22 protein-coding genes are annotated in these 25,636 nt (G+C 62.4%); 18 read left to right on the forward strand and 4 right to left on the reverse strand.

What is annotated here, in order from left to right:
- Positions 1-15 precede the first annotated feature (15 nt).
- On the reverse strand, positions 16-1,902 hold the full coding sequence (locus tag AC1D14_RS01100; protein ID WP_476967938.1) for an ABC transporter ATP-binding protein: 1,887 nt from the start codon (positions 1,900-1,902) through the stop codon (positions 16-18).
- 169 nt (positions 1,903-2,071) lie between these two features.
- On the opposite strand from AC1D14_RS01100, the gene AC1D14_RS01105 reads away from it, so the two are divergent.
- The 7 genes from AC1D14_RS01105 to AC1D14_RS01135 all read left to right on the forward strand — a co-directional run bounded on the left by AC1D14_RS01105 (position 2,072) and on the right by AC1D14_RS01135 (position 8,342).
- Positions 2,072-3,040 (forward strand): glycosyltransferase family protein, encoded by a 969-nt coding sequence (locus tag AC1D14_RS01105; protein WP_476967939.1) that lies wholly within the window; start codon positions 2,072-2,074, stop codon positions 3,038-3,040.
- A complete protein-coding gene (locus AC1D14_RS01110) occupies positions 3,037-4,377 on the forward strand; it encodes a glycosyltransferase (RefSeq protein WP_476967940.1) in 1,341 nt (446 codons plus the stop codon). Before AC1D14_RS01105 ends, AC1D14_RS01110 begins: the two co-directional genes overlap by 4 nt.
- Entirely contained in the window at positions 4,374-4,868 is a 495-nt protein-coding gene (locus AC1D14_RS01115; RefSeq protein ID WP_476967941.1) for a hypothetical protein, read from the forward strand. Before AC1D14_RS01110 ends, AC1D14_RS01115 begins: the two co-directional genes overlap by 4 nt.
- 85 nt (positions 4,869-4,953) lie before the next feature.
- Positions 4,954-5,592, forward strand: a complete 639-nt coding sequence (locus AC1D14_RS01120) for a glycosyltransferase family 2 protein (protein ID WP_476967942.1) — start codon at positions 4,954-4,956, stop codon at positions 5,590-5,592.
- Positions 5,593-5,596: 4 nt separating this feature from the next.
- On the forward strand, positions 5,597-6,007 hold the full coding sequence (locus AC1D14_RS01125) for a DUF2304 family protein (protein WP_476967943.1): 411 nt from the start codon (positions 5,597-5,599) through the stop codon (positions 6,005-6,007).
- A complete protein-coding gene (locus AC1D14_RS01130; RefSeq protein ID WP_476967944.1) occupies positions 6,004-7,104 on the forward strand; it encodes an acyltransferase in 1,101 nt (366 codons plus the stop codon). Before AC1D14_RS01125 ends, AC1D14_RS01130 begins: the two co-directional genes overlap by 4 nt.
- A gap of 95 nt (positions 7,105-7,199) precedes the next feature.
- Complete coding sequence (locus AC1D14_RS01135) at positions 7,200-8,342, forward strand: glycosyltransferase (RefSeq protein WP_476967945.1); 1,143 nt, start codon at positions 7,200-7,202, stop codon at positions 8,340-8,342.
- A 78-nt stretch (positions 8,343-8,420) separates the two neighbouring features.
- On the opposite strand, the gene AC1D14_RS01140 is transcribed toward AC1D14_RS01135, so the two are convergent.
- Together AC1D14_RS01140 and AC1D14_RS01145 are read right to left on the reverse strand one after the other, a co-directional pair.
- Entirely contained in the window at positions 8,421-11,606 is a 3,186-nt protein-coding gene (locus AC1D14_RS01140; protein ID WP_476967946.1) for a GH25 family lysozyme, read from the reverse strand.
- Between the two features lie 383 nt (positions 11,607-11,989).
- Positions 11,990-14,086: an acyltransferase family protein gene (locus AC1D14_RS01145; protein ID WP_476967947.1), complete on the reverse strand. Its 2,097-nt coding sequence runs from the start codon at positions 14,084-14,086 to the stop codon at positions 11,990-11,992.
- A gap of 112 nt (positions 14,087-14,198) precedes the next feature.
- On the opposite strand from AC1D14_RS01145, the gene galE reads away from it, so the two are divergent.
- Positions 14,199-15,218, forward strand: coding sequence for a UDP-glucose 4-epimerase GalE (gene galE / locus AC1D14_RS01150; protein ID WP_476967948.1), 1,020 nt, complete (start codon positions 14,199-14,201; stop codon positions 15,216-15,218).
- 37 nt (positions 15,219-15,255) lie between these two features.
- Here the strand turns inward: galE and AC1D14_RS01155 are convergent, their stop codons facing one another.
- On the reverse strand, positions 15,256-17,382 hold the full coding sequence (locus AC1D14_RS01155; protein ID WP_476967949.1) for an acyltransferase family protein: 2,127 nt from the start codon (positions 17,380-17,382) through the stop codon (positions 15,256-15,258).
- A 194-nt stretch (positions 17,383-17,576) separates the two neighbouring features.
- On the opposite strand from AC1D14_RS01155, the gene AC1D14_RS01160 reads away from it, so the two are divergent.
- From AC1D14_RS01160 to ftsX, 10 genes are all read left to right on the forward strand, one after another.
- Positions 17,577-18,800, forward strand: a complete 1,224-nt coding sequence (locus tag AC1D14_RS01160; protein WP_476880789.1) for a CpaF family protein — start codon at positions 17,577-17,579, stop codon at positions 18,798-18,800.
- Complete coding sequence (locus AC1D14_RS01165; RefSeq protein WP_476967950.1) at positions 18,797-19,654, forward strand: type II secretion system F family protein; 858 nt, start codon at positions 18,797-18,799, stop codon at positions 19,652-19,654. Before AC1D14_RS01160 ends, AC1D14_RS01165 begins: the two co-directional genes overlap by 4 nt.
- Positions 19,651-20,592 (forward strand): type II secretion system F family protein, encoded by a 942-nt coding sequence (locus tag AC1D14_RS01170; RefSeq protein ID WP_476967951.1) that lies wholly within the window; start codon positions 19,651-19,653, stop codon positions 20,590-20,592. The genes AC1D14_RS01165 and AC1D14_RS01170 overlap by 4 nt, the downstream gene beginning before the upstream one ends.
- 124 nt (positions 20,593-20,716) lie before the next feature.
- Positions 20,717-20,923 (forward strand): hypothetical protein, encoded by a 207-nt coding sequence (locus AC1D14_RS01175; protein WP_476967992.1) that lies wholly within the window; start codon positions 20,717-20,719, stop codon positions 20,921-20,923.
- Positions 20,924-20,926: 3 nt separating this feature from the next.
- Positions 20,927-21,322 (forward strand): TadE family protein, encoded by a 396-nt coding sequence (locus AC1D14_RS01180; protein WP_290369698.1) that lies wholly within the window; start codon positions 20,927-20,929, stop codon positions 21,320-21,322.
- 100 nt (positions 21,323-21,422) lie between these two features.
- Complete coding sequence (locus AC1D14_RS01185) at positions 21,423-21,980, forward strand: hypothetical protein (RefSeq protein WP_476967952.1); 558 nt, start codon at positions 21,423-21,425, stop codon at positions 21,978-21,980.
- On the forward strand, positions 21,977-22,465 hold the full coding sequence (locus AC1D14_RS01190; protein ID WP_476967953.1) for a pilus assembly protein TadG-related protein: 489 nt from the start codon (positions 21,977-21,979) through the stop codon (positions 22,463-22,465). The genes AC1D14_RS01185 and AC1D14_RS01190 overlap by 4 nt, the downstream gene beginning before the upstream one ends.
- Before the next feature lie 68 nt (positions 22,466-22,533).
- Positions 22,534-23,649: a peptide chain release factor 2 gene (gene prfB / locus AC1D14_RS01195; RefSeq protein ID WP_230116961.1), complete on the forward strand. Its 1,116-nt coding sequence runs from the start codon at positions 22,534-22,536 to the stop codon at positions 23,647-23,649.
- A 243-nt stretch (positions 23,650-23,892) separates the two neighbouring features.
- Positions 23,893-24,720, forward strand: coding sequence for a cell division ATP-binding protein FtsE (ftsE, locus tag AC1D14_RS01200; RefSeq protein WP_230116960.1), 828 nt, complete (start codon positions 23,893-23,895; stop codon positions 24,718-24,720).
- Complete coding sequence (gene ftsX / locus AC1D14_RS01205) at positions 24,717-25,631, forward strand: permease-like cell division protein FtsX (protein ID WP_230116959.1); 915 nt, start codon at positions 24,717-24,719, stop codon at positions 25,629-25,631. The genes ftsE and ftsX overlap by 4 nt, the downstream gene beginning before the upstream one ends.
- Positions 25,632-25,636 lie beyond the last annotated feature (5 nt).

A 25,636-nucleotide genomic window follows, 5' to 3' on the forward strand; every position in this document is an offset into this window, starting at 1 on the left:
CTTCTGATCTGGTGCTTAGGACCCAGCGCCGCGCGTACTCAGGGGCTGCTTGGCAACGAACTCCTGAGCCGCATTCTGTCCGGCGTCACCGGCGTCTTCCTCGCCAGAGTCGTCGCCATCGCGGTTGTGCAGGCCCGCAAGTGCAGCGTGCTCGGCGAAGTCAGGGTTTTGTTCCACGACTTCGTCAAAGGATCCCTGGGAGACGATGCTTCCTTCTTTCATGAAGCAGACCAGATCGTTGTTTCGGATAGTCGAGAGGCGGTGCGCTACGGAGATCACGGTCATCTCGCCGTGCAGTTCGCTGATCGCCTTGGCAACGGCAGCTTCCGTTCCGGTGTCCAGGGCACTCGTGGCCTCATCAAGCACGAGTACGAGGGGATTCATGTACAGGGCGCGCGCAATGCCGAGGCGTTGGCGCTGGCCACCCGAGAGAGCGAGCCCGCGCTCACCGACGCGGCCGTGGATGCCGTCCTTGCGCGATTCGATGGTTTCCAGGAGTTGGGCCCGTTCCAAGGCCTTGAGAACTTTTTCCTCGTCGATGTCTTTGCCCCATGTCAGGGCCACGTTCTGGGCCACCGATCCGTCAAAGATAGCGACTTCCTGCGGAACATAGCCAACGCGTTTGCGCCAGTCGGAAAGGACTTCCTCGAGCGGAACGTCGTCCAGCGTCATGGTGCCTTTGGACGGGGTCAGTAGGCCAAGGAAGATGTCGATGAGCGTGGACTTGCCCGCCCCGGACTGTCCCACGACGCCCACCGAGGACCCAATCGGCAACCGAAGGTTGATGTTCTGAACGGCAGGCCCACCGGCCCCTGGATAGGTGAACTCCACGTTCTTCAGTTCAAGCATCTTCGGCTCATGCTTGATGGGTGTCTTGCCGAGCTTCTCTGCGTTTTTGCGGTACTCCGCAGCGTCGCGGATGTCGCCCATGACCGTTTCGGTGTAGGGCAGTGTCGACTGCACCAGTGTCAGCTGGGACTGCATCTGGGTAAGAGCCGGGACCATCTTGAAACCGGCCAGTCCAAAGATCGCCACAGATGACATTGCCGTCTGGATTCCTCCGATCAGATAACCGACAGTGCCAATGAGGAGGAAGCCGCCAATCAACGCCATGTCGATCACGAATTTTGGCACCGACCCCATGAACCTGATGTTGGAACGGGAACGTGCGGCCCTTTCGCGGCTCTGCATGACAACGGCGCCGACTTCGTCTGCCTTGTCACGCAGGGTAATTTCCTTGAGCGCGCCAAGCATTTCAGAGACCAGAGTGGACATCCGCATGGCAGCGTCCCGGTTCACCTTGCCGGCTTCGTAGGATTTTTTCGAGAGCCAGAGATAGAGGAATGCAGCTATCGCGCCGAGATAAATGACCGTAACGAGCGCGGTCTGCCACGAAGCGCCGATCAGCACCACCAGCACGGAGGCGAACGTCAGCACTTGCGCCGGAAGAGTCACAGCAGGGAACAGGACGCCCGCAACCGTGTTAGCGATTCCGACGTCGATCATGCGCACGAGTTCCGTAGTGGAGCGCTTCATTCGTTCCGTCCACGGCGCGCGGATGTAGCTTTCAAAGAGAACCGTGCCGATTTCAAGTTCATAGTCTGCGAACTTGCGGGTGGAGATCCATTGCAGCCAGATGTTGAGCACAGACTTGAGGATCATGACCATCGCGGACGAGACCAGCAGGAGTAGACCGAACTCCTGGCTCACAGATCCGAAGACAGGAAGGCTCATGCTTCCACCTTTAAGGATCTGGTTGAGCACGAGCGCGAATACGCCCAAAGCAGCGGAGTCGAGAAGCGCCAGCACGGCCGACAGTACGCCGAAGAGAAGGAGGAACCGTCTTGCGTTGGACGGCAGAAGCGGCAGCAGCTCGCGCATGGTGCGGCGCAGGTGTTTCAAGAATTACTCCAGAACGGCAAGGGACAGAATCCCTCCCAATACTACGCGCCGCCCTCCGCAGACACCCTTTGCAGGGCGGGCGGAGCTCATGGCCCGGTGCCGCGGCAGTCGAGGGGTAGGGCAAGTAACTGTCACTGGTCGGCCAGTGTTGAATGAGATGATGTGGGGAATGAGTCAGCAAATTCGGGTTACACAGTTGTTCGATTGTGCAGATGTGGCCAAGACGTTCGTTATGGAAGCCCGTCGGCAGGGAAAGCCGTGGAAGATCATCCAGGGCCCGTGGACCCGCGGCGGAACGAAGGCTGCCTATTACCGGTTCCGGTTGGAGCAGGCTCTGGCCTACCCGCGCACGCAGGTCTGGCATGTGAACATGGGCGGGCGGGCAAAATGGGCGCGGGGATCCTTTGCGCGTCCGTACGCGCTGACGCTTCATGGCACTGACATCCGCGAGAACTACTGGCAGGACCAGCACCATGCGGTCATTAAAGAGGACATCGACCGTGCGGGGCAGGTCTGGTACACGACTCCCGATCTGCGGGAGAAGGCGGAGCGTGTGAGGGCGGACGCGGAGTACCTTCCCGCCCCTGTGAATATGGAAGAGCTTCCGGACTGGGCTCCAGCTCAGAAGCCACGGGTATTCTTCCCCTCTCGTTGGGATGCCTCCAAGGGCGGCGATGCGCTGTTGCAGGCCGCTGCAGATGTGGTTTCGGTCGTCGGTTCCGGGGACGACGTGGATGTCGTGGGCCTGGACTGGGGAGACCGTGCGGATGAGGCGGCCCGGCTCGGAATACGGCTCCTGCCAAAAATGCCAAAACGGGAGTTCCTCCGTGAACTGTCCTCCGCGCACGTAGCCGTCGGACAAACCACGGGCGTTCTGGGAATAAGCGAGCTCCAGGCAATGGGCATCGGAGTGCCGACGGTCTTCACCGATCGCATTGAAGGCTATCCGCCGGGGGTGGCGACTGTTTCCGTCGAACGTGCCGAGGTGGGGCAGGCCGTCAGGGATGTGCTGCGAGATCCGCAGGAGGTATCCCTCCGCCTTGGCGGGCCCGCCTATGTTCGGAGCAATCATGGCGCATCAGCCCTGCTGCCCAGATTAGAAGCCGGCTACGCCAAAGTGTTAGGAACTGCATTATGACCAAGCCCCACCTGCTATATATAGCTTTCGCCTTTCCACCCAGCACCGCGTCGTCTGTGTACCGCTGCACGGCTGTGGCCAATGCCTTCGCCAACGACGGCTGGGACGTGACGATTATTACCGTGGACCCCGAGGTCTGGTCCCAGATCTCGGGAGTGGACGAGAAGCTTGCCGAGTCGATCGATCCCCGCATCCAAGTCATCGCAGTTGACGACGGCGGGGCCGAGCAGCCAGCCAAGGGTGACCTTCGCCGCTTCTCCCGTTTCAGGATCGAGGCGCCCTACCTGTGGAAGGAAGCGCTGCGCCGCCGCAGCCGCCGCAACTTTCCTGAAGATTTCCATGGCTCCTGGCTGGAACCCGCCGCCTCGGCTGCCAGACGCGTCCACGCCGAAAAGCCCGTCGACCTGGTGATGGCTTCCGCCAGCCCCTACGTGTCATTTGGTGTTGCCCGGGCGCTTGATGGCGTCCCGTATGTCCTGGACTATCGCGATGCTTGGGCGTTCAACACCATCAGCGGTGCGGAAGACTTCGGACCGGACAGTGCGCTGGGGCAGCGCGAGGCGCAATACCTGAGGGAGGCCGCCCAAGTCTGGTTCGTCAACAGCCAGATCAGGGACGAATACGTCCGGCGGTACCCGGAATCTGCTGAAAATATGCGCGTCGTGGCCAATGGGTTCGATCCGCAGCCCGGTCATGCCAAACGGGCGGTGCAACGAACCGACCATCCCCGCTTCGGCTACTTGGGCACGCTTCAGTACGTAAACATGCCCTTGCAGGAATTCTTGGACGGCTGGGACAGGGCTTTCGGCGGGGATACGCCCGGTGCCGAAGCTGTCTTCCGCGGCAAGCTGAGCGCTTCGGGGGCCGCCGGCGCTGAGATTCTCCAGATCTTTGGCGAAGCCCGCCGCAACGGGCTTCGGTACGACGGCCCGATCTCCAAACGGGATGTCGCCGGTTTCTACGGCACTTTGGATGCACTTGTCCTCCTGCTTTCAACCGGCAAATACGTCACTGGGGGCAAGACCACAGAGTACCTGGCCACGGGCCTGCCGATCGTTTCCGTCCATGACATGGAAAATGCCGCCACTGACCTGCTTCGTGACTACCCGTTGTGGTTTCCGGCGAAAGAGCTCACTGCTGAAGGCATCGGGCAGGCACTTCGGGAATGTGCTGAGGCGTTGCAAGACCCGGACGATGAACGCTGGGACGCGGCCTGGGCCTACGGACAGCAGTTCCTCCGCAGCACGATCCTGGAACCCGTAATTGCAGAGCTCCGCGCTATCGCGGGTCAGAGCGCGCCCTCCATGCCCGCGCGCGAGGAAAGGACACAGGTATGACCGGGCAGAAACCGCTGCACCTCAGCATCCTTGTCGGACGCGGCGCTCATCCGCAGGCCGTGATGGACGATTTGTGGAGCCGGGCTACCGCGCTCGCAGAACAAAACGGCTGCCAGATGACGGGAACCGTCGTTTATACATACGACGACGGGCCTCAAGTCACTCCGGCAGATGAACGGGTGAAGGTGGTTACCCTCGAAAAATCGCCCGCGGGGCGGGTGATTTCGTTGTTAGCGGACGCTGCCGGGAAACCAGGGCCTGTCGGGATTGCCGGCCGGCTGGTTCGGGACAACATGGAGTCCCGCCGACTGGCCAGTGCAGTAGCGCGACGGAAAGACCTGCGCGACACCTTGTGCGGCTCCGACATAGTGGTGGCCGCTGACCTCATCGCAGACCGTACCGTATGGCAGCTGCGTAAACGAACAGACGCCGAACTGGTTCATGGTCCGATCGCCATGTTGCATGTGCTCCGACGAATGGTCCGGGATTGAGCTCCGGCACGGAGTCTTGGGCGAGCCTAAGCCACGGCGCCTATGGAATACTTGACGCGTGAGTCGAACCTGGATTGTCATCCCCATGTACAACGAAGCGTCCGTCGTCGGCACGGTCATCGAGGGGCTGCGGGGAGAATTTCCCAACGTTGTGTGTGTCGACGATGGCAGCACGGACGGATCCCAGGACGTAGCACGGCAGGCCGGGGCAGTGGTCGTCCAGCATCCAGTTAATCTGGGGCAGGGCGCGGCGCTCCAGACAGGCATTGAGTATTCGCTTCAGGATCCTGAGGTGGACTGCATCGTGACCTTTGATGCGGACGGACAGCATCGCGTGGCAGACGCGATGGCTATGGCAGACCGCATACGTTCGGGGGAGGCCGACGTCGTTCTTGGGTCGAGGTTCCTCGATGACAGGACGAAGCTGACGCCGCTGAAGCGACTTGTCCTGAGGACGGCCGCCGTACAGTCGCGCATGGCGACGGGCATGGCCCTCACCGACGCGCACAACGGCCTGCGGGCGTTCAGCCCAGGCGTTGCCCGGGGCATCAATCTGCAGCAAAACCGGATGGCGCACGCTTCTGAACTTGTCCACCAGCTGGCGGAGATGAACCCGCGCTGGGTCGAGCAACCGGTTGAAATCGTCTATACGGACTATTCCAAATCGAAGGGCCAGTCCTTGTTGAACTCGGTCAATATCGTCGCTGATCTCTTTTTTAGGTGAAATTGTGCAGATTATTGTCCAGATAGTTCTTGTCCTGGCCGTTGTAGTCATGTCGCTGGCACTAATGCGCGGAGGGTCCAACGCCCGGCACCTCGCCATCCGGCGCATCATGCTGGTGCTCTTTGCCTTGGTGGCTGCGTTTTCCATTTTCTTCCCTGAGTTGTTGACGCGGGTCGCGAGGCTTCTGGGCATCGGCCGTGGAACGGACCTGGTCCTTTACGGCCTTGTGGTGAGTTTCCTGGTGTTCATGGCCACCACGTACCAGCGGTTCCGTCATATGGAGGCGACGCTTACGAAGCTGTCGCGCAGGATAGCCTTGGATGAGGTGGGACTCCCCGGCAAGGCGGAGCAGCCCCAGAGCGAGGGCACGCAGGACCACCGGCGTCTGACACCGCCGGCCGCCGGGGGACAATGAGTTCGGTTCAGGCCGGCACGCAACTAAGCGGGACCCGCATTTCCGAGCGGCCCCGTACACGGGACTTTGGCCTCGACATACTGCGGATCGCCAGTATCTGCGGAGTTGTGGCGATCCACGTTTTCGGCCACATGGTTGGACGCGCGCCGCGCGACAGCCGTGCGTGGTGGATTGCGATGGCGATCGACGTGGGCTGGATCTGGGTTGTGCCTGTGTTCGTCATGATTTCCGGCGCGCTGATGCTTGGGTCCAAGCAACTCACGGAGAGCCCTGGGATTTTCTATCGGCGTCGAGCGGTCCGCCTGGTACCCGCACTGATCGCCTGGAACCTCATTTACCTGGTTGGCGTGCGGTTCTGGATGCGCGGCGAAGTTATCCCGCTGCCGCGGATTATGCAGCTGCTGGTTGACGGGTCGGTGTTCACCCAGCTCTACTTTCTCTGGCTGATCGCCGGGCTGTACGCCGTGGCGCCATTCTTGGCGTCGTTCCTGCGGGGCGGCGGCCGAGGAAGGGCTGCAACTGCCGCCGCATCGTTTCTTGCCGCTGCGCTGGTCTTCTACATGATTCCGGGAATCCTGAGCCTCTTTGGCATTTCGCGCCCGATTCATCTCAACTTCCTCACCCACTGGATGCCCTACGTGGGCTACTTCCTGGCCGGCTATGCACTGAAGGATGTCCGGCTCAAGGGGTTCAAGCTGGCGCTTGCCGCTGTGGCGACGGGTTGCCTCATTGCGGCAGCCATTTGGCATTACAGCCATAAGGGCGTCTTTCCGCTCCTCGATGCGGTTTCCTCCGTTTCCTACGTTGGCGTGCTCGTGGCCCTCGCAGCGCTGGGCGTGTTCGTCGTGACGCTGTCCCTCACGGCCAAGCTCACCGTGAAGCAGGCGGGCAGGGCAATCGTGGCGCTGTCGAATGCAACTTTCGGCGTCTTCCTGGTACACCTCGTCATCTTTGAAGTCATCCGGCTTCAATTTCCGGAAGTTGCCGCCGGTAAATCTCTGGCTGCCATCTTCGCTGCCTATGCCGTGACATTGATTGGCAGTTTCGCCGTTTCGCTGGCCGCGCGGCGCGTTCCTCTGCTCAGAAGCATCTTCTAGTCCTTCCGGCCGTCCCCCGTGCATTCGCCCCAGGGGAGGCCGGCAGGTCAGGTCTCCGGCTAACAGGCGCGCGGGCGTCTGGGATAATGAGTCATATGACTGAGCTCCCCTCGCTGCTGATCCTGACCTTCTCACCCATACGCTCAGATCCGAGGGTCCTCAAGCAGGTCGAGCTGTTCAAGGACAAGTACAGGGTGTTCACGTGTGCCTACGGTGGGGCCCCGGAGGGAACCGAAGGTCATTTCCCTTTGCCCGATGATTCGCGCGGCTGGCCGTCGGACAAGCTGGGCCTCGTGTCCCGCCGCTATTCCCGCGTTTATGACGGACTGACTGCCGTGTCGGCTGCACGGAAGATCTTGCCGCGCGGCGAATTTGACGTCATTCTGGCGAATGACCTGAACACGTTGCCGCTGGCGCTGGAGCTCCAGCCACGGCTCGGCGTCCATGCAGACCTCCACGAGTTCGCACCGCGCGAAAAAGAGGACGATCTGAAATGGCGCCTGTTCGTTGCACCGTTTATGCGATGGCTTTGCCGCCGCTACTTGTCCCTCGCCGCCTCCGTCACGACCGTCTCGCAAGGCATCGCGGACGAGTACACCAAGGATTACGGCGTGGCGGCCGGAGTCGTGACTAACGCGGCACCATACTCCGAGCGGGACGTGCGCCCTGTCAATTCGCCGGTGCGCCTGATCCACAGCGCTGCCGGGCAGCGCTACCGGAAGCTTGAAAACTTCATCGAGGCAATGCGGGACGCACCGGATTGGCTCACCCTTGACATGATCGTCATGCCCAACGAGCCGGATTACGTCAATGAGCTCAAAGAGAAGGCTGCAGCAGTGCCGGCGATCCGCTTCCGCGACCCTGTGCCGTACAGCCAGCTGGTGTCCACCCTGAGCGAATATGACGTCTCACTCGTATTCCTGCCGCCCACCAACTTCAATCTCAAGAACGCGTTGCCGAATAAGTTCTTCGAAGCCGTCCAGGCGCGCATCGGCCTGATCGTAGGCCCATCACCGGCCATGGTGTCACTTGTGGAGCAGTACGGATTGGGCGCCGTGACACCCGATTTTTCTGCCGGCTCTTTGCGCGAAACACTCCATTGCCTAACCGCCGAAAAGATATCAATGTGGAAGAGGGCTGCGGATGCTGCAGCCCGGCCGCTCTCAGCCGAATCCCAGGTGATGGCCTGGCAGAAAGCGGTCGAGGACATCGTGGGGTCCCGGCACGCCCGCGCCTAGGCTGTTACAAGCACGCCGACGCCATTCAAGAACGGCGGCTCCCCAATGGGAGCCGCCGTTCTTGCCTGCACCCGGCGTCTAGCCCGCGGCGGACGACGCCGAAACGAGTGCCACCGCGCCCACCGACCCTGCGGTCCACGCCGTTCCCCACCTGCTGCCGGCGAGTACCGGGTAGTAGCGCAGCTCTCCCGAGGTCCGCACGGCCAGGACACCCTCGCTGGCAGCGCCCGCAAAACCGGCCGCGGCGGAGAACTGGCGGAAGTTCTGCCACCCGGAGCCGACTACCTTTCTGGTTTCCGGGATGAATTTGTTGAGTCCGGTGGAGCGGTAGAGCTTCATGGAGCCCGCTGGGTTGACTGCCAGAATGTCCTGCTTTCCATCGGAGTCGAAGTCGACCATGGACAACTTCAAGCTCTCCCAGCCGGCGCCTATACGGACAGGGGCGCCGAGCGTGCCTCCGGATGCATTCGCCCAGTAATTCAACTCACCGTTGGCGCCATAGCCGACCAGGCCCGGATATGTGGACCCGGAAACCCATTTGCCGGGAACAATCGTGCTTCGGTCAAAGCCTGCTGTGGCGACAGCAATCTGTCCGCTGAAGCCGCCTGTCTTTGAACCCAGGTACGCAGACAGCCCGCCCGTGGACTTTTGGGCCAGGACGTCCGGCACGCCATCGCTGTTCCAGTCCACAACGTTGAGCGATTTCATTCCTGACCAGCCGATGCCAATCTGGTAGGCGCCGCCGACGCCCGCAGAGCCGCCTGCCGGGCGGTTCCACAGTCCGCCTGTCGAATCAACTGTGAGCACATCGGCCGTGCTTGTGATCGCCCGTCCGGAAGCGAGGAAGGGGCTCCCGGAAATGAGGGTGTTTGACCAGCCTGAGGTAAGTACAGACTTCTTGCCGAAGGCACTCTGCGCGAGGGGGTAATAGTTCAGCGTGCCGGCGCCGTCGCGGGCAAGGATTCCGTTCGATGTAGGCGCCGTGAATCCCTTTGCCGAACTGATGCTGTTCATGGCGTTCCACCCAGTGCCGATGACCTTCCGCGGTTCGCTAATAAACGAGCCTGAGCCGTTGGATCGGAACAGCTTCATCGAGCCCAGATAGTCGACACCGGTGATGTCCTGGTTGCCGTCCCCGTCTGCATCAATGATGGCGATGTGTATGCGGACGAATCCTGAGCCGATGGCAGCTGCAGGCGAGAGAGCACCGCCCGAAGCATTGGCATAGAACTGGAGGGACCCGTCGTTTTTGCGTACAACGGCGCCTGGATACTTAGAGGTCTTCAACCACGGTCCAATTGCGACTTCGGCGCCGGAAAGGCCGGATGCCAGAACCGACGGGGCGGCAAAGCCGCCGGCGGACAGCCCTAAGCAGATGCTGAGTGCTCCGGCCGTGCTGAAAGTGGCTAAATCCTGGAGGCCATCGGCATTCCAGTCAGTGACGTGGACCGAGGCGAAGCCGGTGAACCCAGTGCCGATCTTGACGGCCGTTCCCATATACCCTGTGCCCGAGGCATGGCGATAGAGGTCTCCCGCCGCATCAACGGTTAGGATGTCTGCGGCAGTGGTGATTGACGGCGTCGGCTTCGGTGCGGGAGATGGAGCAGCGGTGTTGATGTTCTCACCGCCGGCGATGAGGTAGCCGTTCCAGCCGACACCGATTGGGGACACCTGGCCCCAGGCCGAATTGCCGGGCACCGGGTAATAGCTGAGCTGGCCGTCGCCGTCTCTGGCCATTAGACCACCCGTGCCGGCGCCCTTGAAGTTAGTGGTGACCGTCACGCTCGTCATGCGCTGCCACCCGCTTCCCACGGTGGGACGGCCTTCGGCAACAAAGGCGCCGCTGCCGTTTGAGCGGTAGAGGCGCAAGACGCCGGCGGGATCCTGAGCGAGGACATCTTGGCTGCCATCGCCGTCGAAGTCCAACATGGTCAGGTTAATCCCGCCCCATCCCTGCCCCAGCGAGGTGCCTTGGCTAAGGGTGGAGCCCCCACTGTTGCGCCAAAGAGTTAGAGCCCCAGAAGAATCGTCACGGGTGATGATCTGGGGATAGTAGCTGCTGTTGAGCCAATATCCGATAGTTAGCTGGTAATTGGCCCAGCCGGCAGCTGCAAGGACGGGACCGGCCGTAAAGCCGCCGGCTGCGACTCCTAAATATACGTTGACGCGGCCGGACGTCCATTGGGCAACAAGATCCAGGACGCCGTCCGCATTCCAGTCGATGGCGTTGATTGAACGCAGGCCTCGCCACTCTTGGCCAATTTGCTTCCGCGTGCGGAGCGATCCGCTGCCGGTTGCGGGATAATCCCACAGGACGCCGGCGGCGTCCGCCGCGACTACGTCCCCAAGGGACGTGATGGATGGGCTGGGGACAGCGCCGTCGGCTTGGGACGCAAACTTCTGCAGGCCCGCGAAGTCGCCGTTCCAGGCGTTGGAGTCGCCGGCAAATGGGCCTGAGCTGCTGTACTGCCAAACACTGTAAGTACCCCAGCCGTTTGGCATATTGCCTACGTAGGTTGAATAGGACGCAATGTGCAAGGGCTGGTTGCCAAAAGCGCCGGAGTTCCCGGTGCACGTAGTCCACCAGTCCGTGGTCGTGTAAATCATGGGCAGCCGCCCGGTCCTGGCCAGAACCCTGTTGGAAAAGGCAGCGATCCAGTTGACCATGGCGGTTGGGCTCATGTTGTAGCACGTGTTGCCCAGTGTCGTGTACGGGTTGTACTCGATGTCGAGAAGGGGCGGCATAGTTTTCCCGTCACCGGTCCATCCGCCGCCATTATTGACAAAATAGTCGGCCTGAGCGGAAGCGGTGGATACGTTTGGGAGTGCGAAGTGGTAAGCGCCGCGAATCAGGCCCGCCCCGACGGCGCCGTCATACTGGGCTCCGAAGGTCTCGCTCTTATACGACGTACCCTCCGTCGCCTTAACGTAGGCAAACCTGGCGCCGAGGTTGTACTGGGACGCCCAGTTGACCGTGGGCTGATGGCTGCTGACATCGAGGCCCTGGATGCCGGGGGCCATCCAGGTGTTGGCGGCTTCCGGGGTTAGCGCATAGGTGGATGCTCTTCCAGGCTGCCTGGCTAGTGAGGTGGCATGGCTCTTGGCGCCTTGGCCCATGAAGGAGCCGTTTTTTCCGATCTCCGCACGAAGAGCTTCCATGTCTACCGGCTGCGGGGTCGGCTCCTCAGCCGGTGCTGTGACCCCGGTGACCTTGGCGGCTGAAGTGGCCGGTGCGCTCTCGGCAGCGGGCGGAGCGCTGTCCACCCCAGGAGTCACCTCCGGCGCGGGGGCTTGAGCGGTGTCGCCAGAGCCTGGGGCTGCGGGCGGTGCGGGGGCAGCCTGGGCCGGAAGTAAACCTCCGGTGCACAGCATTGCGGACAGCAGGGCGGAGCTCCCCAGAAGGCCCAGTCGCCTGGCCTTCACCGCGAAGGCGAAGGACAGTCTGCAATTAGAGGAACGATCCATGTAGTACTCCGTAGCCTAGAACTGCCGGCTGAAGTGGCCTCGGGTGCTGGACTGCTATCCCCGAGTTGAGTCCCCCTTCACACCTGCGGCGGTGTTCGCGGCTCATCCTAGCATTCACGGTATAGAAGTGACGAATGTGACTGCTGTGACGCTTGTCAACTCACGATCGTAGGGGCGCACTTTCAACTCTTTGGGAGTTGCCGCGCTATGTAAGGAGCCAGCGCCCGCGCATACTCGGCGCTCAGATGGGAGTAATCCCTGTAGACGATCATGGAACCTATTACGGGATAGCACGTGGAGTTGTCGCAAAAGAGGTCGCGCAGAGAGAGCCGTTTGACGCCTTGCCGAACCATGGATTGTGCGGCCCGTGTTATAGCCGCACCAGGGGGAAGTGCCTGCCCCACCGGAACGGCACACGCTGTGGTATTGCCGGTATTCTTCGCCAGACAGGTGGGAACGGATTGCCCACTAGTTCGCGGAACGTCATCAAAGACGACGACGCGTTTGCCCCCGGTCATCCATCGTCGCCATTCCTGGGAAAATCCGTCAGGCCCCGGATCTTGGAGCTTCTGGCCTTCCGGGGACTTGTATGTATACGCGGTGGAATAGGCGGCAGTGATAACCGTTGTTAGCGTCTTGTCGGCGAGGAGCTGGTCATTGAGCTTTCGGCCCCAGGCGAGACAGTCGCGCTGGTTCGCGTCGTTTTTTTCGGAGGCCAACACGCGACGCGCTGCCGTGGCGGGACAGGAACTCTTTGTGTAGGCCTTGATGTGCCAACCGCGGTTCTGGGCCAGCGCTTCAATCGCAGGGATCCAGGCCGTTGCGTGTGAGTCGCCCACAATTGCAACTGTCTCGCGGGCCTGGGCAGGGCTGACGCCCAGCTCGCAACTTACGACGTCCGCTCCGGCAAGACCTGCCTGGCATTCCGGATGAAGAGGCTCACTGTTCTGCTTTGCCACTTGCGCGGGCGTGGGACTGGGAGGTTGCTTTCCTGGCACAGGCCCGCAACCGTTGGCCGGATTCAGCGCGCCTGGTCCGTAGCAGACGCCGAGTTCCGCGGCGAGGTCGCCGTTCTGCGACGTGTAGGCGGACGCGGTTAATCCGAAGCATAGCGCCACCGTCAGCGCCATACCGATGGCACTGAATGAGTATGATCTTAGCGAGTTGGCCAAAAGCGGTCCGCGGCGCACGGGATCCTCGATTGCTATCTTAGTGCCCCAAGCCAGTCCCACGGATGCCAGAAGTATCGCGATCTTTTCGTGCAGCGCTGGTGTATGGCCAAGGAGAAAGGGCGCCACCACGACTAATGGCCAGTGCCAGAGATAGAGACCGTAGGACACGTCCCCCAGGAAGGTCATGGGTTTGCGGGATAACCACCAACGAGGGTGAAGAGCCCCGCTGTTTCCGCTGCAGAGAAGAACAAGTACCGTGCCGGCCACCGGGACAAGTGCCGTCCACCCCGGAAAGGGCGTGCCGCCGTCGTAATTGACGGCGGAAAATGCGATCAGCGCGAGGCCCGTCCACGCCAGGCCGGAAGCCCGCCGCCCGGAGAATTGCCGCCCGTAGAGGAGGAGGGCTGCCAGCGCTCCGGCGACAAACTCCCACACACGCGTTGGTGTTACAAAGTAGGCGACTGACGGCGACTGTGCAGTGAGGACGACGGAGTAGGTGAGCGAGGCCGCGCCCAATGCACCAATCCCTGCAACCATTGTCGTACGGGTGGCTGCAAGCCGCCTCATGCCGACGGCGAAGGCGGGCCTTCGAGAGATGTACAGGAGGGCCATCAGTAGGAGCGGCCAGAAGAAATAGAACTGCTCCTCGACCGAGAGCGACCAGTAATGCTGGACGGCCGTGGCGTCGTTGTGCTGAGCGGAATAGTCGACGGAGTCCTTGGCGAGAATCCAGTTTTGTACATAAAGTGCGCTGGCCCCTATCTGCCGCGCGGACACTTCCCAAAGGGGCGATGGAACCCACAGGAAAACTGCCAGTAACGACGCCAGCAGCACAAGCATTGATGCAGGAAGCAACCGGCGGATCCGTCGGGCCCAAAACTTGAGCAGCTCTACGGGAGATCCATCGCGAACGTCGCGGTAAATGTGGGAGGTGATCAAATACCCCGAAATGACGAAGAAGACATCGACACCGACGTAGCCACCGGTCAGGGCACGCGGCCAGAAGTGGTAGAGCACAACACAGAGGACAGCGACGGCCCGCAGGCCCTGAATCTCCGGCCGAAACTGGCTGCTTTTCGCTTGACGGCTGGTCGCGCGTTGGTGCACTTCAGGCGATTCTACGGTTTGGGTTGGCGACACAACGCGCCACTTTACCGCGGAAGGCAGGAAAGCCCGAGCCGATGAAGCAGTAGTAGTCAGCTGCCCTAGACTTGTGGCCATGAAAGTTTTGGTCACTGGGGGCGCCGGCTATATCGGATCACACACTGCACTTTGCCTGCTTGAGGATGGGCATGAGGTGGTGGTGCTGGACAACTTGATGAATTCCAGTGTCGAGGCGGTGCGCCGCGTCGAGGAGCTCACCGGCGGGAGGATCGATTTCCGGGAGGGCGACCTTCTGGACGTGGAAGCCGTCGACGGCGTGTTTGCCGAAGGCGGTTTCGACGCCGTCATCCACTTTGCCGGCCTCAAGGCGGTGGGGGAGTCAGTCGAGAAGCCCCTCTGGTACTACAAGAACAATGTTGTGGGCACGCTGAACCTGCTGGAGAGCATGGAGAAGGCGGGCGTGCGGCGGCTGGTCTTCAGCTCGTCCGCTACGGTGTACGGCGCCTCGGAGCACGTCCCGTTGATCGAGAAGTCGCCGCTGGACGCCACCAATCCGTATGGCAGGACCAAGGAACAGATCGAGGACATCCTCTCCGACCTAAGCGCGGCGGACCCGCGCTGGAGTATCGCGTTGCTCCGGTACTTTAATCCGGTGGGTGCGCACGAATCCGGGCGGATCGGTGAAGACCCGCACGGCATTCCCAACAACCTGCTGCCGTTCGTGGCCCAGGTGGCGGTGGGCCGCCGGGAGAAGGTCATGGTGTTCGGCAACGACTATCCCACACCCGACGGCACAGGAGTGCGGGACTACATCCACGTCATGGACCTCGCGGCCGGCCACCTGGCCGCCCTGCACTACCTGGAGACCAAGACCGGCGCTTTCCGGTGGAACCTCGGGACCGGAAGGGGGTCCTCGGTGCTGGAAGTCATCGAGGCCTTCGGCGCCGCGGCCGGGCATCCCATTCCGTACGAGTTCGCACCCCGGCGGCCCGGCGATGCGGCAGTAAGTTACGCCGACGCCTCGGCGGCTCTGGCCGACCTGGGCTGGTCTGCACACCGGGACCTTGCACAGATGTGCCGGGACCACTGGCGCTGGCAGAGTTCAAACCCGTTCGGCTACGCAGGAAAAGCCTGATTGTTCCGTTGCTTGCCGGGCAGGATGGCCCGGACGGCTAGGGCTTGGGGAGTTGCTTGGCTATGTACGGAGCGAGTGCCCGTGCATACTCAGCGCTGACGTGGGAGAAGTCCCTGTAGACAATCATGGAGCCCACAACAGGGTAGCAAAGGGCCTTGTCGCAAAACTGGTCACGAAGGTTGATGCGGTGCACGCCCTCGGAAGCCATGGCCTTTGCGGCGTTGGTGATGGCAGTGCCGGCGGGATACGCCTTGCCGACTGGAACGGCGCAATCAAGTGCATTTTGATGGCGTGCGAGGCAGGTAGGAACGTACTCGCCGTTGGTCCGCGGAACGTCATCGAAGACCACTACACGCTTGCCCGCGGTCATCCAGTGACGCCACACTTCGGCGAATCCGTCGACGGCGGGGTTCTGCAGCTTCTTGTTGTCTGGGGACATGAACGTAAAGGCAGTGGAGTAGGAAGCGGCGAAGACGGTGGTGATCTTCTTGTCCGCCACCAGTTCGTCAGTCACGTTTTGTCCCCAAGCGAAACAGTCACGTTGATTTGAATCGGTCTTCTCCCCCGGCTGGACGCGAAGTGCGGCCGTGACGGGGCAGGAGCTCTTGGTGTAGGTCTTGATGTGCCAGCCGCGGTCTTTTGCCAGCGTCTCAAGGGCGGGGAACCAGGCTGTCGCGTGGGAGTCACCGACCACGGCCACTGTTTCCCGCGCCTGTGCGGCGTCCACCCCCAAATCGCAACTCACGATGTCAGTCCCGACGGCGTCGGCCTGACACCCCGGGTGAAGGGGCTGCGTATTCTGCTTGGCCACAAGCGCGGGTGCGGGGCTCGGTGACTCCTTGCCTACGACCGGACCGCAGCCATTAGCCGGAACCAGTGCTCCAGGTCCGTAGCAGTCTCCAAGCTCAGCCGCACGGTCAGCGCTCGGCGTTGAGTAGGCGGATGCCGTCAGGCCAAAACACAACGCGACGGTGAGGATCATGCCGCCTGCCGTGAAGGCGTAGGCCCGCGGGGAAGTCTTGAGTGCCCGGCCGCGGCGCAACGGATCCTCAACGGTCAGCTTGGTGATCCATGCCAGAAGGATCGATGCCAGCAAAAGCAGAAATTTTTCTGGTGTGGTCAGCGCGTGGCCAAGGACGAACGGGACGATGACGATCAGCGGCCAGTGCCAGAGATATAGGCCGTAGGACACATCGCCCAAAAACGTCATGGGCTTCCGGGAGAGCCACCAACGCGCGTTCATGACCGCAGTGTTCCCGCTGCAGACCAGTACGAGGGCTGTTCCGGCCACGGGAACCACGGCCGTCCAACCGGGGAAGGGGGTGCCGCCGTCGTACGTGAGCGCCGAAAAGGCGATCAGGAGCAGTCCGGCCCAGGCGAGAGCCGAGGACAGCCGTCCGGAGTATTGCCTTCCATTGAAGACGAGGGCCATCAGGCCGCCGGCGGCGAATTCCCAGACGCGGGTGGGGGTTGCAAAGTAGGCGACCGAGGGATTTAGTGCCGTCAGAACGATTGAATAGACCAGCGATGCGGTGCCGACTGCCGTGATACCTGCAATCATCATGGCTCTGGGTGAGCCAAGACGGCCCAAACGCCTGGCGACCGGGGGCCGTCCGGCAACGAACAGCAGCGCCGCCACCAGGAGGGGCCAGACGAAGTAGAACTGCTCCTCCACCGAGAGCGACCAGTAGTGCTGGACGGCTGAGGCGTCGTTATGCTGTGCCGAGTAATCAACGGAGTCGCTGGCAAGGATCCAGTTCTGGACATACAGGACACTGGCGCCGATTTGATGGGCAGCAACTTCCCAGAGAGTCGTGGGGACCCACAAGAAGACTCCGAGCAGTGACACCAGCAGGACCAGTATCGAAGCGGGGAGCAGCCGACGGATCCTCCGGGCCCAGAACCGAGTGAGTCCTACTTTTGAGCCGTCCCGGACTTCGCGATACATGTGCGAAGTGATCAGAAAGCCGGAAATGACGAAGAAGACATCGACGCCGACATAGCCGCCAGTCAATCGGCGTGGCCAGAGGTGGTACAGCACGACAATGACGACCGCGATAGCCCGCAGTCCTTGGATTTCAGGTTGATATGGACTCGTCGTCAGCGGCCCGCGGTCTGCGAGCGGGCGCTTTTCTGGCGTTTCCAGGATCCGGATTGCTGACACAATGAGCAATTTTATTGCGAAGCTGCGTGCCGCCGCGAATGCAGACCTCCAGTTGGCTGTCTGCCTCTCGGCCGGACCGTAGTTCCTGTTTATCCACAACTTCCCCCATATGACTTCATTCGGGGGTCGCCATCCTTTAGCTTTAACCCAATTGGACTGTCTCCGCTGGGGGCGGCAGTCGTTCGGGGGAACGCATGGATGCTGTACGGATAGTCGAGGACGAAGTCCGGGAGCTGATTCGCAGACGTGGTCTTGATCCGCTGCGGCAGACCGGCGAGGTCAGGCGGCTGGTGGACGCGGCAGTGAGCGATTACGACGAGCGTGCCCTGATGGGACCGCTTCCGCCCCTCGGCCCTTTGGAGCTGGCCCGCAGGTTCGTTTTCGACGCGGTTGCCGGCTTCGGTGCCCTGCAGCCTCTTCTGGATGATCCGAACATCGAGGAAATCTGGCTGAACGCCCCCACCGAAATTTACGTGGCCCGGAACGGCGAGTCCGAGCTGACGTCGCTCAGCCTCACGGACCAGCAGGTTCGGGACCTCGTGGAGCGAATGCTGAAGAGTTCTGGGCGGCGCCTGGACATGTCCTCACCGTTTGTGGATGCAGCGCTGCCGGACGGGTCTCGGCTCCACGTGGTCATCCCGGACGTGACGAGACGCCATTGGGCCATCAATATCCGTAAGTTCGTGGTCAAGGCGAGCCGCCTTGAGCACCTGGTTGAGCTGGGGACCCTGACACCCCAGTCTGCTCGGTTTCTTGGTGCAGCGGTGGCCAGCGGCCTCAACATTCTCGTGTCAGGATCCACCCAGGCGGGTAAAACGACCATGCTGAACTGCCTGGCCGCCAGCATCGGCAGCCGTGAGCGGGTCATCACGGTGGAGGAAATCTTTGAACTCCAGTTTCCGCTGCGCGACGTCGTGGGACTTCAGTGCCGCCAGCCCAACCTCGAGGGCGAGGGCGAAATACCGCTGCGGCGGCTGGTCAAAGAGGCCCTCCGAATGCGGCCGGACCGACTGGTGGTCGGAGAGGTCCGGGAAGCAGAAAGCCTCGATATGCTCATTGCCCTGAATTCGGGGCTTCCTGGCATGTGCACGGTCCACGCGAACTCTGCGCACGACGCGGTGACCAAGATCTGCACGCTTCCGTTGCTGGCGGGCGACAACATATCTAGCGCCTTTGTTGTCCCGACTGTGGCTTCGTGCATTGACCTCGTGGTCCATTGCAGCCGGCAGGCGAACGGTCGCAGGCAGGTGACGGAGATCCTCTCCCTCGGCAGGCGCGTCGAGAACGGCATCATTGAGTCGTCCATGGTTTTCTCCGTGACCGACGGCCAGCTTCAGCCAAAGGCCAGCTCGATGCCCGCAGCCGAAAAGTTCGCGAGGGCAGGTTACGACGTCGCGGCCCTCTTGGAGTCCCGTTGACGGCGCCGCTGCTTGGCGTGCTGACCGGGGCGGGACTGTTCCTGATCTGGTGGTCGGCTTGGGAGCAGCCTGCGGCCGCCAAGCGCGACCCCCGGACCAGCCGCCTGCAGGATTTGCTGCTTGCCGCCGGCATTGAAAGGGTCACGGGGGCAGGTCTCGTCGGCAGTTGCCTGGGGCTCGGATTATTCGTAACCCTGGTGTTCTTCGTCCTGAGTAAATCGTGGCCGATTTCCTTCTGCTTCGGTCTGTTCGGGGCCTGGCTTCCGCTGGTGGTGGTCAGATGGAGGGCCCGACGCCGGACGGCAGTTTTGCGGCGGTTGTGGCCAGACGTGGTGGATCACCTCAGATCCGCCATCAGGGCAGGGCTGTCACTGCCCGAAGCTCTTATTCAGCTGGGGGAGAAAGGGCCGGAGGAACTCCGCCACGTGTTCCGCGACTTCGGCTCCGACTATCGGGCGGGCGGCCAGTTCGATGCCTCGCTGAACAAACTAAAGGAACGCCTGGCTGATCCGGTCGCCGATCGCATCATCGAGGCGCTCAGGCTCACGAGGGAAGTCGGAGGCTCGGATCTCGGCAAGCTGCTCGGGACCCTGGCTGAGTTCCTCCGCGAAAGTGCCAGGACCCGGAGTGAACTGGAAGCCCGGCAGTCCTGGACCGTCAACGCGGCCCGGCTCGCAGTAGCCGCCCCATGGATCGTGATGGTGTTGCTGGCGAGCCGCCCGGAAGCGGTTGCCGCCTACAACACCCCCATGGGGGCCGGGGTCCTGCTCGGCGGGCTGGTGGTCTCCTTGGTCTGCTACTCCATCATGCTGCGGATCGGTGCTCTGCCCGAGGAAGAGAGGGTTCTGCGATGACGACCGTCCCGGCCGCCGCTGTCGTGTGCGGCATAGTTCTTGGCGCCGGACTGTGGCTCCTGCTAGTCCGGCTCCCGTTCATGCGGCCCACCACCTTTGTCGAACGCATCGAACCGCAGCTCAAATCCCAGAACATGGAGTCCCGCCTGCTGAGGGCTGCCGACCACAACCTCACGCCCTTCGGACCGCTCGAACGTATTGTGCGTCCCATTATCAGGGATGGGATGGCGAAGCTGGCCAGGTTCAACCTTGGAACCTCCGCGCTTGCCCGGAAACTGGCGCAGGCCGGGATCAGCAAATCGCCTGTTCATTTCCGTGCCGAACAACTGCTCTGGGCTGTGTCCGGGTTCGTGGCGGCTGTCGGCATCATCGCCTTGGGCGCCGCGGCCGGCAGATTTAGTCCGGTGCTGGCCGTCGTGGCTTCGGCCGGAAGCGCGCTGGGCGGAATCCTCTTCCGTGACTATTGGCTGGGAGTCCAGATCAAAAAACGGGAAACCAGGATGATGGCTGAATTTCCGAGCCTTGCCGAGCTGATGGCGCTCGCTGTGGGCGCGGGGGAAAGTGCCACCGGTGCTCTGGACCGGGTCTGCAGAAGCGCCCGCGGAGAGCTGTCCAAGGAGTTCGAAAAAGTGCTTGCAGAAACGCGTGCCGGCAAGCCTTTGGTGGAAGCGCTTCAAGAGTTCTCCGCCCGGACGGACCTCGGACCGCTGATCCGCTTTGTCGACGGCATCCTCGTCGCGGTGGAGAGGGGCACGCCCCTGGCTGACGTCCTGCGGGCCCAGGCGCAGGACGTCAGGGACACCGCCAAGCGCGAATTGATGGAGTCCGCCGGAAAGAAAGAAATCGCCATGATGGTTCCCCTGGTCTTTGGAGTGTTGCCGCTCACGGTTGTCTTCGCCGTGTTCCCCGGCCTCGCTGCGCTGAGCCTGAGCCTTTGATGCCGCCCCTACCCGACCTCCCTGCAGAAGACCGAATTCCTCTAACCAGCAACCGCTATCGCAAAGAAACGGGAAGTAAATGACATTCATAGCCAAGCACGGAATCGCACTTTTCGGCGCGCTGATGGCTCGCGTCAGGAGACCGACGGCCTCGAGGCTCCCGACTCCCGGCGACCAAACGGTCCACAGCGATCACGCGGAGCGGGGCGACGTTCCAGGCTGGGTCATGATTACCCTCATGTCGGCGGTGCTCGTGGCTGCGCTGCTTGCGCTCGCCGGACCGGCACTTGAAGCAATGTTCAACCAGGCCATGGACACGGTCGGAAAATAGCTCGTGATCCTGGGTGCCGCGGACGGCTCCGAGCGCGAGCGTGGTTCTGCTGTCGTCGACTTCGTCCTGGTGGGCGGGCTGCTCACGATGTTCTTTCTGGCCATCATTCAGCTCGCACTGGTGCTGCATGTCCGTAATACGTTGATCGACGCCGCGGCTTCGGGCGCGCGGTACGGGACCTTGGCGGACCGCAGCGCCATTGATGCACGGCAACGCACGGGCGAACTCATCGGGACTGCGCTTAACGCCGACTTCGCCCAGGACATACAGACAAGTGAAGTCACGTTTCAGGGCGTGCGCACACTGGAAGTAACGGTACGGGCGCCGATGCCGGTGATCGGTCTGATCGGCCCGCGGGACCTGCTGGAGGTCAGGGGCCATGCGGCCATCAACAACTGAGCGGCCATCCGCAGCCGAACGGTCCAGGCGGGAATTGTCGCCGCCGTCCGGGCGCCGGTCACGGCCTGGTACTCTAACTGGCCCCCTAACAAGGCCAATCGTGCGCCGCCTCCGCGAAGCGCTGTGCCTTGACCGCCGGGTCCCGGAACAAAGCGGGAACGGCGCCGACCCGCATCTGCGGGCGCAATCCGTCCTGGATGCAGGGCCTGGCACTGCAACGCGGCAGCCGTCCTGCGGGCCCGACTTGGAGGACCGGGGGAGTGCTGTCGTCGAGTTCACGTTCCTGGGCCTGCTCCTCATGGTGCCGGTGGTGTACTTCATCATCACCGTGGCACAGATCCAGGGCGGCTCATTCGCGGTGGTCGGCGCGGCAGACCAGGCGGCTAAGGTTTTCGTGGCCCAACCCGACGAACCGGCCGGTCGGGCAGCAGCAGAGCAGGCAGCCGTCCTGGCCATCGCGGACTACGGCCATCCCGCCGAAAACGCCCGCGTGGAAGTGAGCTGTGATCGTGGGGACTGCATGGCCGCGGGATCTGCGGTCACCGTGACGGTCCATCTCAGCGTGCCTCTGCCTTTTGTCCCCTTCAGCGAAGCATTCCACCTCAACGCCAGCCAGCTGAACGCCTCGGCGACCCAAGTTGTGGGCAGGTTCCGTTGAGTGTCCCCGTACTGCGCCGACCGTCCGCCGCCGCTGAGGGCAGCGTAGCCGCCGGGCCCGAAGACGGGCAGATGACCGTGCTCATCATTGGATTCGTCATGTTGGCACTCCTGGTCAGCACCGTGGTGATGGCCGCGTCCAGCCTCTACATCGAGCACAAGAAGCTCCTGTCCCTGGCGGACGGTGCGTCCGTTGCCGCCGCGGGCAGCTACACCCTGGGCCAGGTGGAATCGGCCGGGGGCACTCCTTCGGCCGTGCTGAGTGGGGACCGCATCAGGAACGTCGCCTCTGACTACCTCAGCCGGAACGGTGCGTTCGGGCGCTTTGACGGGCTGGCCGTCGCTCCGGCGACCGGCACGCCTGACGGTGCCACCGCCGTCGTGGTTCTCAGCGCGGCGGTGCATCCTCCGGTGGCCAACTTCCTCGTGCCGGACGGCATACGGATTGAAGCGGCCTCCACCGCGCGGTCCAGGCTCACTCGCTGACGTGCGCGCACCTACCGCCCATCCCACCGTCCGGCCGAAGGAGGCGGATAGCGTAGGCTTAAACCACCATGGCTCAAATAGATTTTTCTGCAGAGATCCGCGCCTTGCGCGCCACCTACACCTCCATTGAGAACGTCACCAACGTGGAGGCGCTGAAGGAAGACATCGCAGAACTGAGCGAGCGCGCCGGCGAACCGAATCTGTGGGATGACCCCGCAGCCGCTCAGGTGATCACCTCACGGCTGTCGCACCGCCAGTCAGAACTTGAGCGGCTGAACACGCTGGTCTCCCGCATCGACGACCTTGAGGTCCTCGTGGAGCTGGGCCAGGACGAGGACGACGCCGATTCGATGGGCGAGGCCGCCGCGGAGCTCGAGTCGATCAGGAAGTCCCTCAAGGAGCTTGAGGTCGTCACCCTCCTCGCAGGCGAATACGACGAGCGCGAGGCCGTGGTAACCATTCGCTCGGGTGCCGGCGGCGTCGATGCTGCCGACTTCGCGGAAATGCTCCTCCGGATGTACCTGCGCTGGGCCGAGCGGCATGGATACCCCACTACCGTCATGGACACTTCCTATGCAGAGGAAGCCGGGCTTAAGTCCGCCACCTTCGAGGTCAATGCACCGTACGCTTTCGGCACGCTGAGCGTCGAGGCCGGCACACACCGGCTGGTCCGGATCAGCCCCTTTGACAACCAGGGCCGCCGCCAGACGTCCTTCGCGGCGGTGGAAGTCATTCCGCTCATCGAGCAGACCGACTCCATCGACATCCCGGACAATGAGATCCGGGTGGACGTCTTCAGGTCCTCCGGCCCCGGCGGCCAGTCGGTCAACACGACCGACTCTGCCGTCCGGCTGACACATATCCCCACCGGCACTGTGGTGTCGATGCAGAATGAAAAGTCACAGCTGCAGAACCGCGCCGCTGCATTGCGCGTGCTCCAGTCCCGCCTCCTTTTGCTGAAGAAAGAACAGGAGGACGCCGAGAAGAAGGCGTTCGCCGGTGACGTCAAAGCATCCTGGGGCGACCAGATGCGCTCCTATGTCCTGAACCCGTACCAGATGGTCAAGGACCTCCGGACCGAACACGAAGTGGGCAACACGTCAGCAGTGTTCGACGGCGCAATCGACGACTTCATCGAGGCCGGCATCCGTTGGCGCACCGACAACCGCAACGCCGACAAGTAGGCGAGCCGGCCGGCCGGCAACGCGGGCGTGGCTGCGCGACGGACGGGAGGCCGCCCACCAGCCGCCCGGCCTCCGGTTTCTATACTGCGACCTATACTGCGACACGCCCCTCTGACTCACCCGGGAGTTCCTGCCCCCGTAGGTATAGTCGAGAAGCCGGAGCTCTCCTTCCCCCAAGAGAAAGCCCCCGCACCGGTTGCAGACCAGGCCCACAGGGCCGTGTCCTGCAGGGTACATAGGGTCATGATCCGATTCGAAAATGTCACCAAGGTCTACGACCAGACAACCCGGCCCGCGCTGGACTCTGTCACCCTTGAAATCGACCGTGGTGAATTTGCCTTCCTTGTCGGCGCATCCGGATCCGGCAAGTCGACGTTCCTGCGCCTGGTGCTCAAGGAAGACCGCGCCACGTCCGGCACCGTCTATGTCGCAGGGCAAAACGTCGCCAACATCTCAAGCTGGCGCGTTCCGAGGCTGCGCCGCGGAATCGGCGTCGTGTTCCAGGACTTCCGCCTGCTCCCGCAAAAGAACGTGTTCGCGAACGTCGCCTTCGCCATGCAGGTCATCGGCAAAAGCCGCAGCGTCATCCGGGACACCGTCCCCGAAGTACTCAAGACCGTGGGGCTGGAGGGGAAAGAGAAGCGCATGCCGCACGAGCTCTCCGGCGGAGAGCAGCAGCGCGTGGCAATCGCCCGCGCCGTGGTGAACCGTCCCGGCATCCTGCTGGCCGACGAGCCCACCGGCAACCTCGATCCCACCACGTCCATGGGGATCATGGGCGTTCTGGACAAGATCAACCAGAACGGCACCACCGTGGTCATGGCCACGCACGACGACGACATCGTGAATGAAATGCGCAAGCGCGTCGTAGAGCTGAAGAACGGCGTGGTCATCCGCGACGAAGCCCGCGCGCTGTACACGTCGATGATTCCGATCGTCGGCCAGTCCCGCAGGCTCCGCGATGCCAGTGGCCGGGAGGAGGCCGGCGGGGGATTCCCCGCGCCGGACGACCCACGCAACGTGTCGCCGGAAAGGCATACATCCAACCGTTCAGGGGAGGGCCGGCTGTGAGGCTCCAGTTCATCCTCGGGGAAATCGGCAGCGGCCTGCGCCGGAACATGTCCATGGTGGTTTCGGTCATCCTGGTTACCTTCGTGTCACTCACGTTCGTCGGCGCCGCCGGCATGCTCCAGCTGCAGATCAACCAGATGAAGGGCTACTGGTACGACAAAGTCCAGGTAGCGGTCTTCCTCTGCGGTGAAGGTTCGACGGCGGCCGGTTGCGCTTCGGGTTCAGCGACGCCTGAGCAGCAGGACAACTTGCGGACGCTCCTTGAGTCACCGGCCGTTTCCCAGTACATCAACGACTTCCAGTTCGAGTCCAAGGACGACGCCTACAAGCATTTCAAGGAGCAGTTCTCGAACTCTCCCATCGTGGACTCCGTCACCCCGGACCAGCTTCCTGCGTCCTTCCGGATCAACATGAAGGATCCGGAAAAGTACCAGATCATCAGTGAAACCTTCTCCTCGCAGCCCGGGGTGGAAACGGTCATTGACCAGCGGCAGGTCCTGGAGCGGTTGTTTTCTGTCATGAACGCAGCATCCCTGGTGGCTGTGAGCATCGCCGGCGTCATGACGGTGTGCGCGATTTTGCTCATTGCCACCACCATCAGGCTGTCAGCCTTCAGCCGGCGCCGCGAGACCGGGATCATGAGACTCGTGGGCGCGTCAAAGACGGTGATCCAGCTGCCGTTCATCCTGGAGGGCGTCATCGCCGCCGTGATCGGTGCAGCGCTGGCGTCAGGCACCCTCTGGGCGGTGGCGCACTTCTTCCTCGGCGAATACATGTCCAAGCAGTACCCGGACACTGCATTTATCTCCCCAGCGCAGACCCTGCTGCTGGCGCCGGCGCTCATCGGCCTGGGCGTAGTTCTGGCCGGTACTTCATCTCTGTTGACCCTCCGCCGATACTTGAGGGTATAGGCCAT

This window comes from Arthrobacter sp. P1_B11 (genome assembly GCF_056406715.1).

Excerpts from the sequence above, each read along its gene's own strand:
- AC1D14_RS01105 (WP_476967939.1), top strand. The coding sequence starts at position 2,072 with ATGAGTCAGCAAATTCGGGTTACACAGTTGTTCGATTGTGCAGATGTG.
- AC1D14_RS01110 (WP_476967940.1), top strand. The coding sequence starts at position 3,037 with ATGACCAAGCCCCACCTGCTATATATAGCTTTCGCCTTTCCACCCAGC.
- AC1D14_RS01115 (WP_476967941.1), top strand. The coding sequence starts at position 4,374 with ATGACCGGGCAGAAACCGCTGCACCTCAGCATCCTTGTCGGACGCGGC.
- AC1D14_RS01120 (WP_476967942.1), top strand. The coding sequence starts at position 4,954 with ATGTACAACGAAGCGTCCGTCGTCGGCACGGTCATCGAGGGGCTGCGG.
- AC1D14_RS01130 (WP_476967944.1), top strand. The coding sequence starts at position 6,004 with ATGAGTTCGGTTCAGGCCGGCACGCAACTAAGCGGGACCCGCATTTCC.
- AC1D14_RS01135 (WP_476967945.1), top strand. The coding sequence starts at position 7,200 with ATGACTGAGCTCCCCTCGCTGCTGATCCTGACCTTCTCACCCATACGC.
- galE (WP_476967948.1), top strand. The coding sequence starts at position 14,199 with ATGAAAGTTTTGGTCACTGGGGGCGCCGGCTATATCGGATCACACACT.
- AC1D14_RS01160 (WP_476880789.1), top strand. The coding sequence starts at position 17,577 with ATGGATGCTGTACGGATAGTCGAGGACGAAGTCCGGGAGCTGATTCGC.
- AC1D14_RS01170 (WP_476967951.1), top strand. The coding sequence starts at position 19,651 with ATGACGACCGTCCCGGCCGCCGCTGTCGTGTGCGGCATAGTTCTTGGC.
- AC1D14_RS01175 (WP_476967992.1), top strand. The coding sequence starts at position 20,717 with ATGGCTCGCGTCAGGAGACCGACGGCCTCGAGGCTCCCGACTCCCGGC.
- prfB (WP_230116961.1), top strand. The coding sequence starts at position 22,534 with ATGGCTCAAATAGATTTTTCTGCAGAGATCCGCGCCTTGCGCGCCACC.
- ftsE (WP_230116960.1), top strand. The coding sequence starts at position 23,893 with ATGATCCGATTCGAAAATGTCACCAAGGTCTACGACCAGACAACCCGG.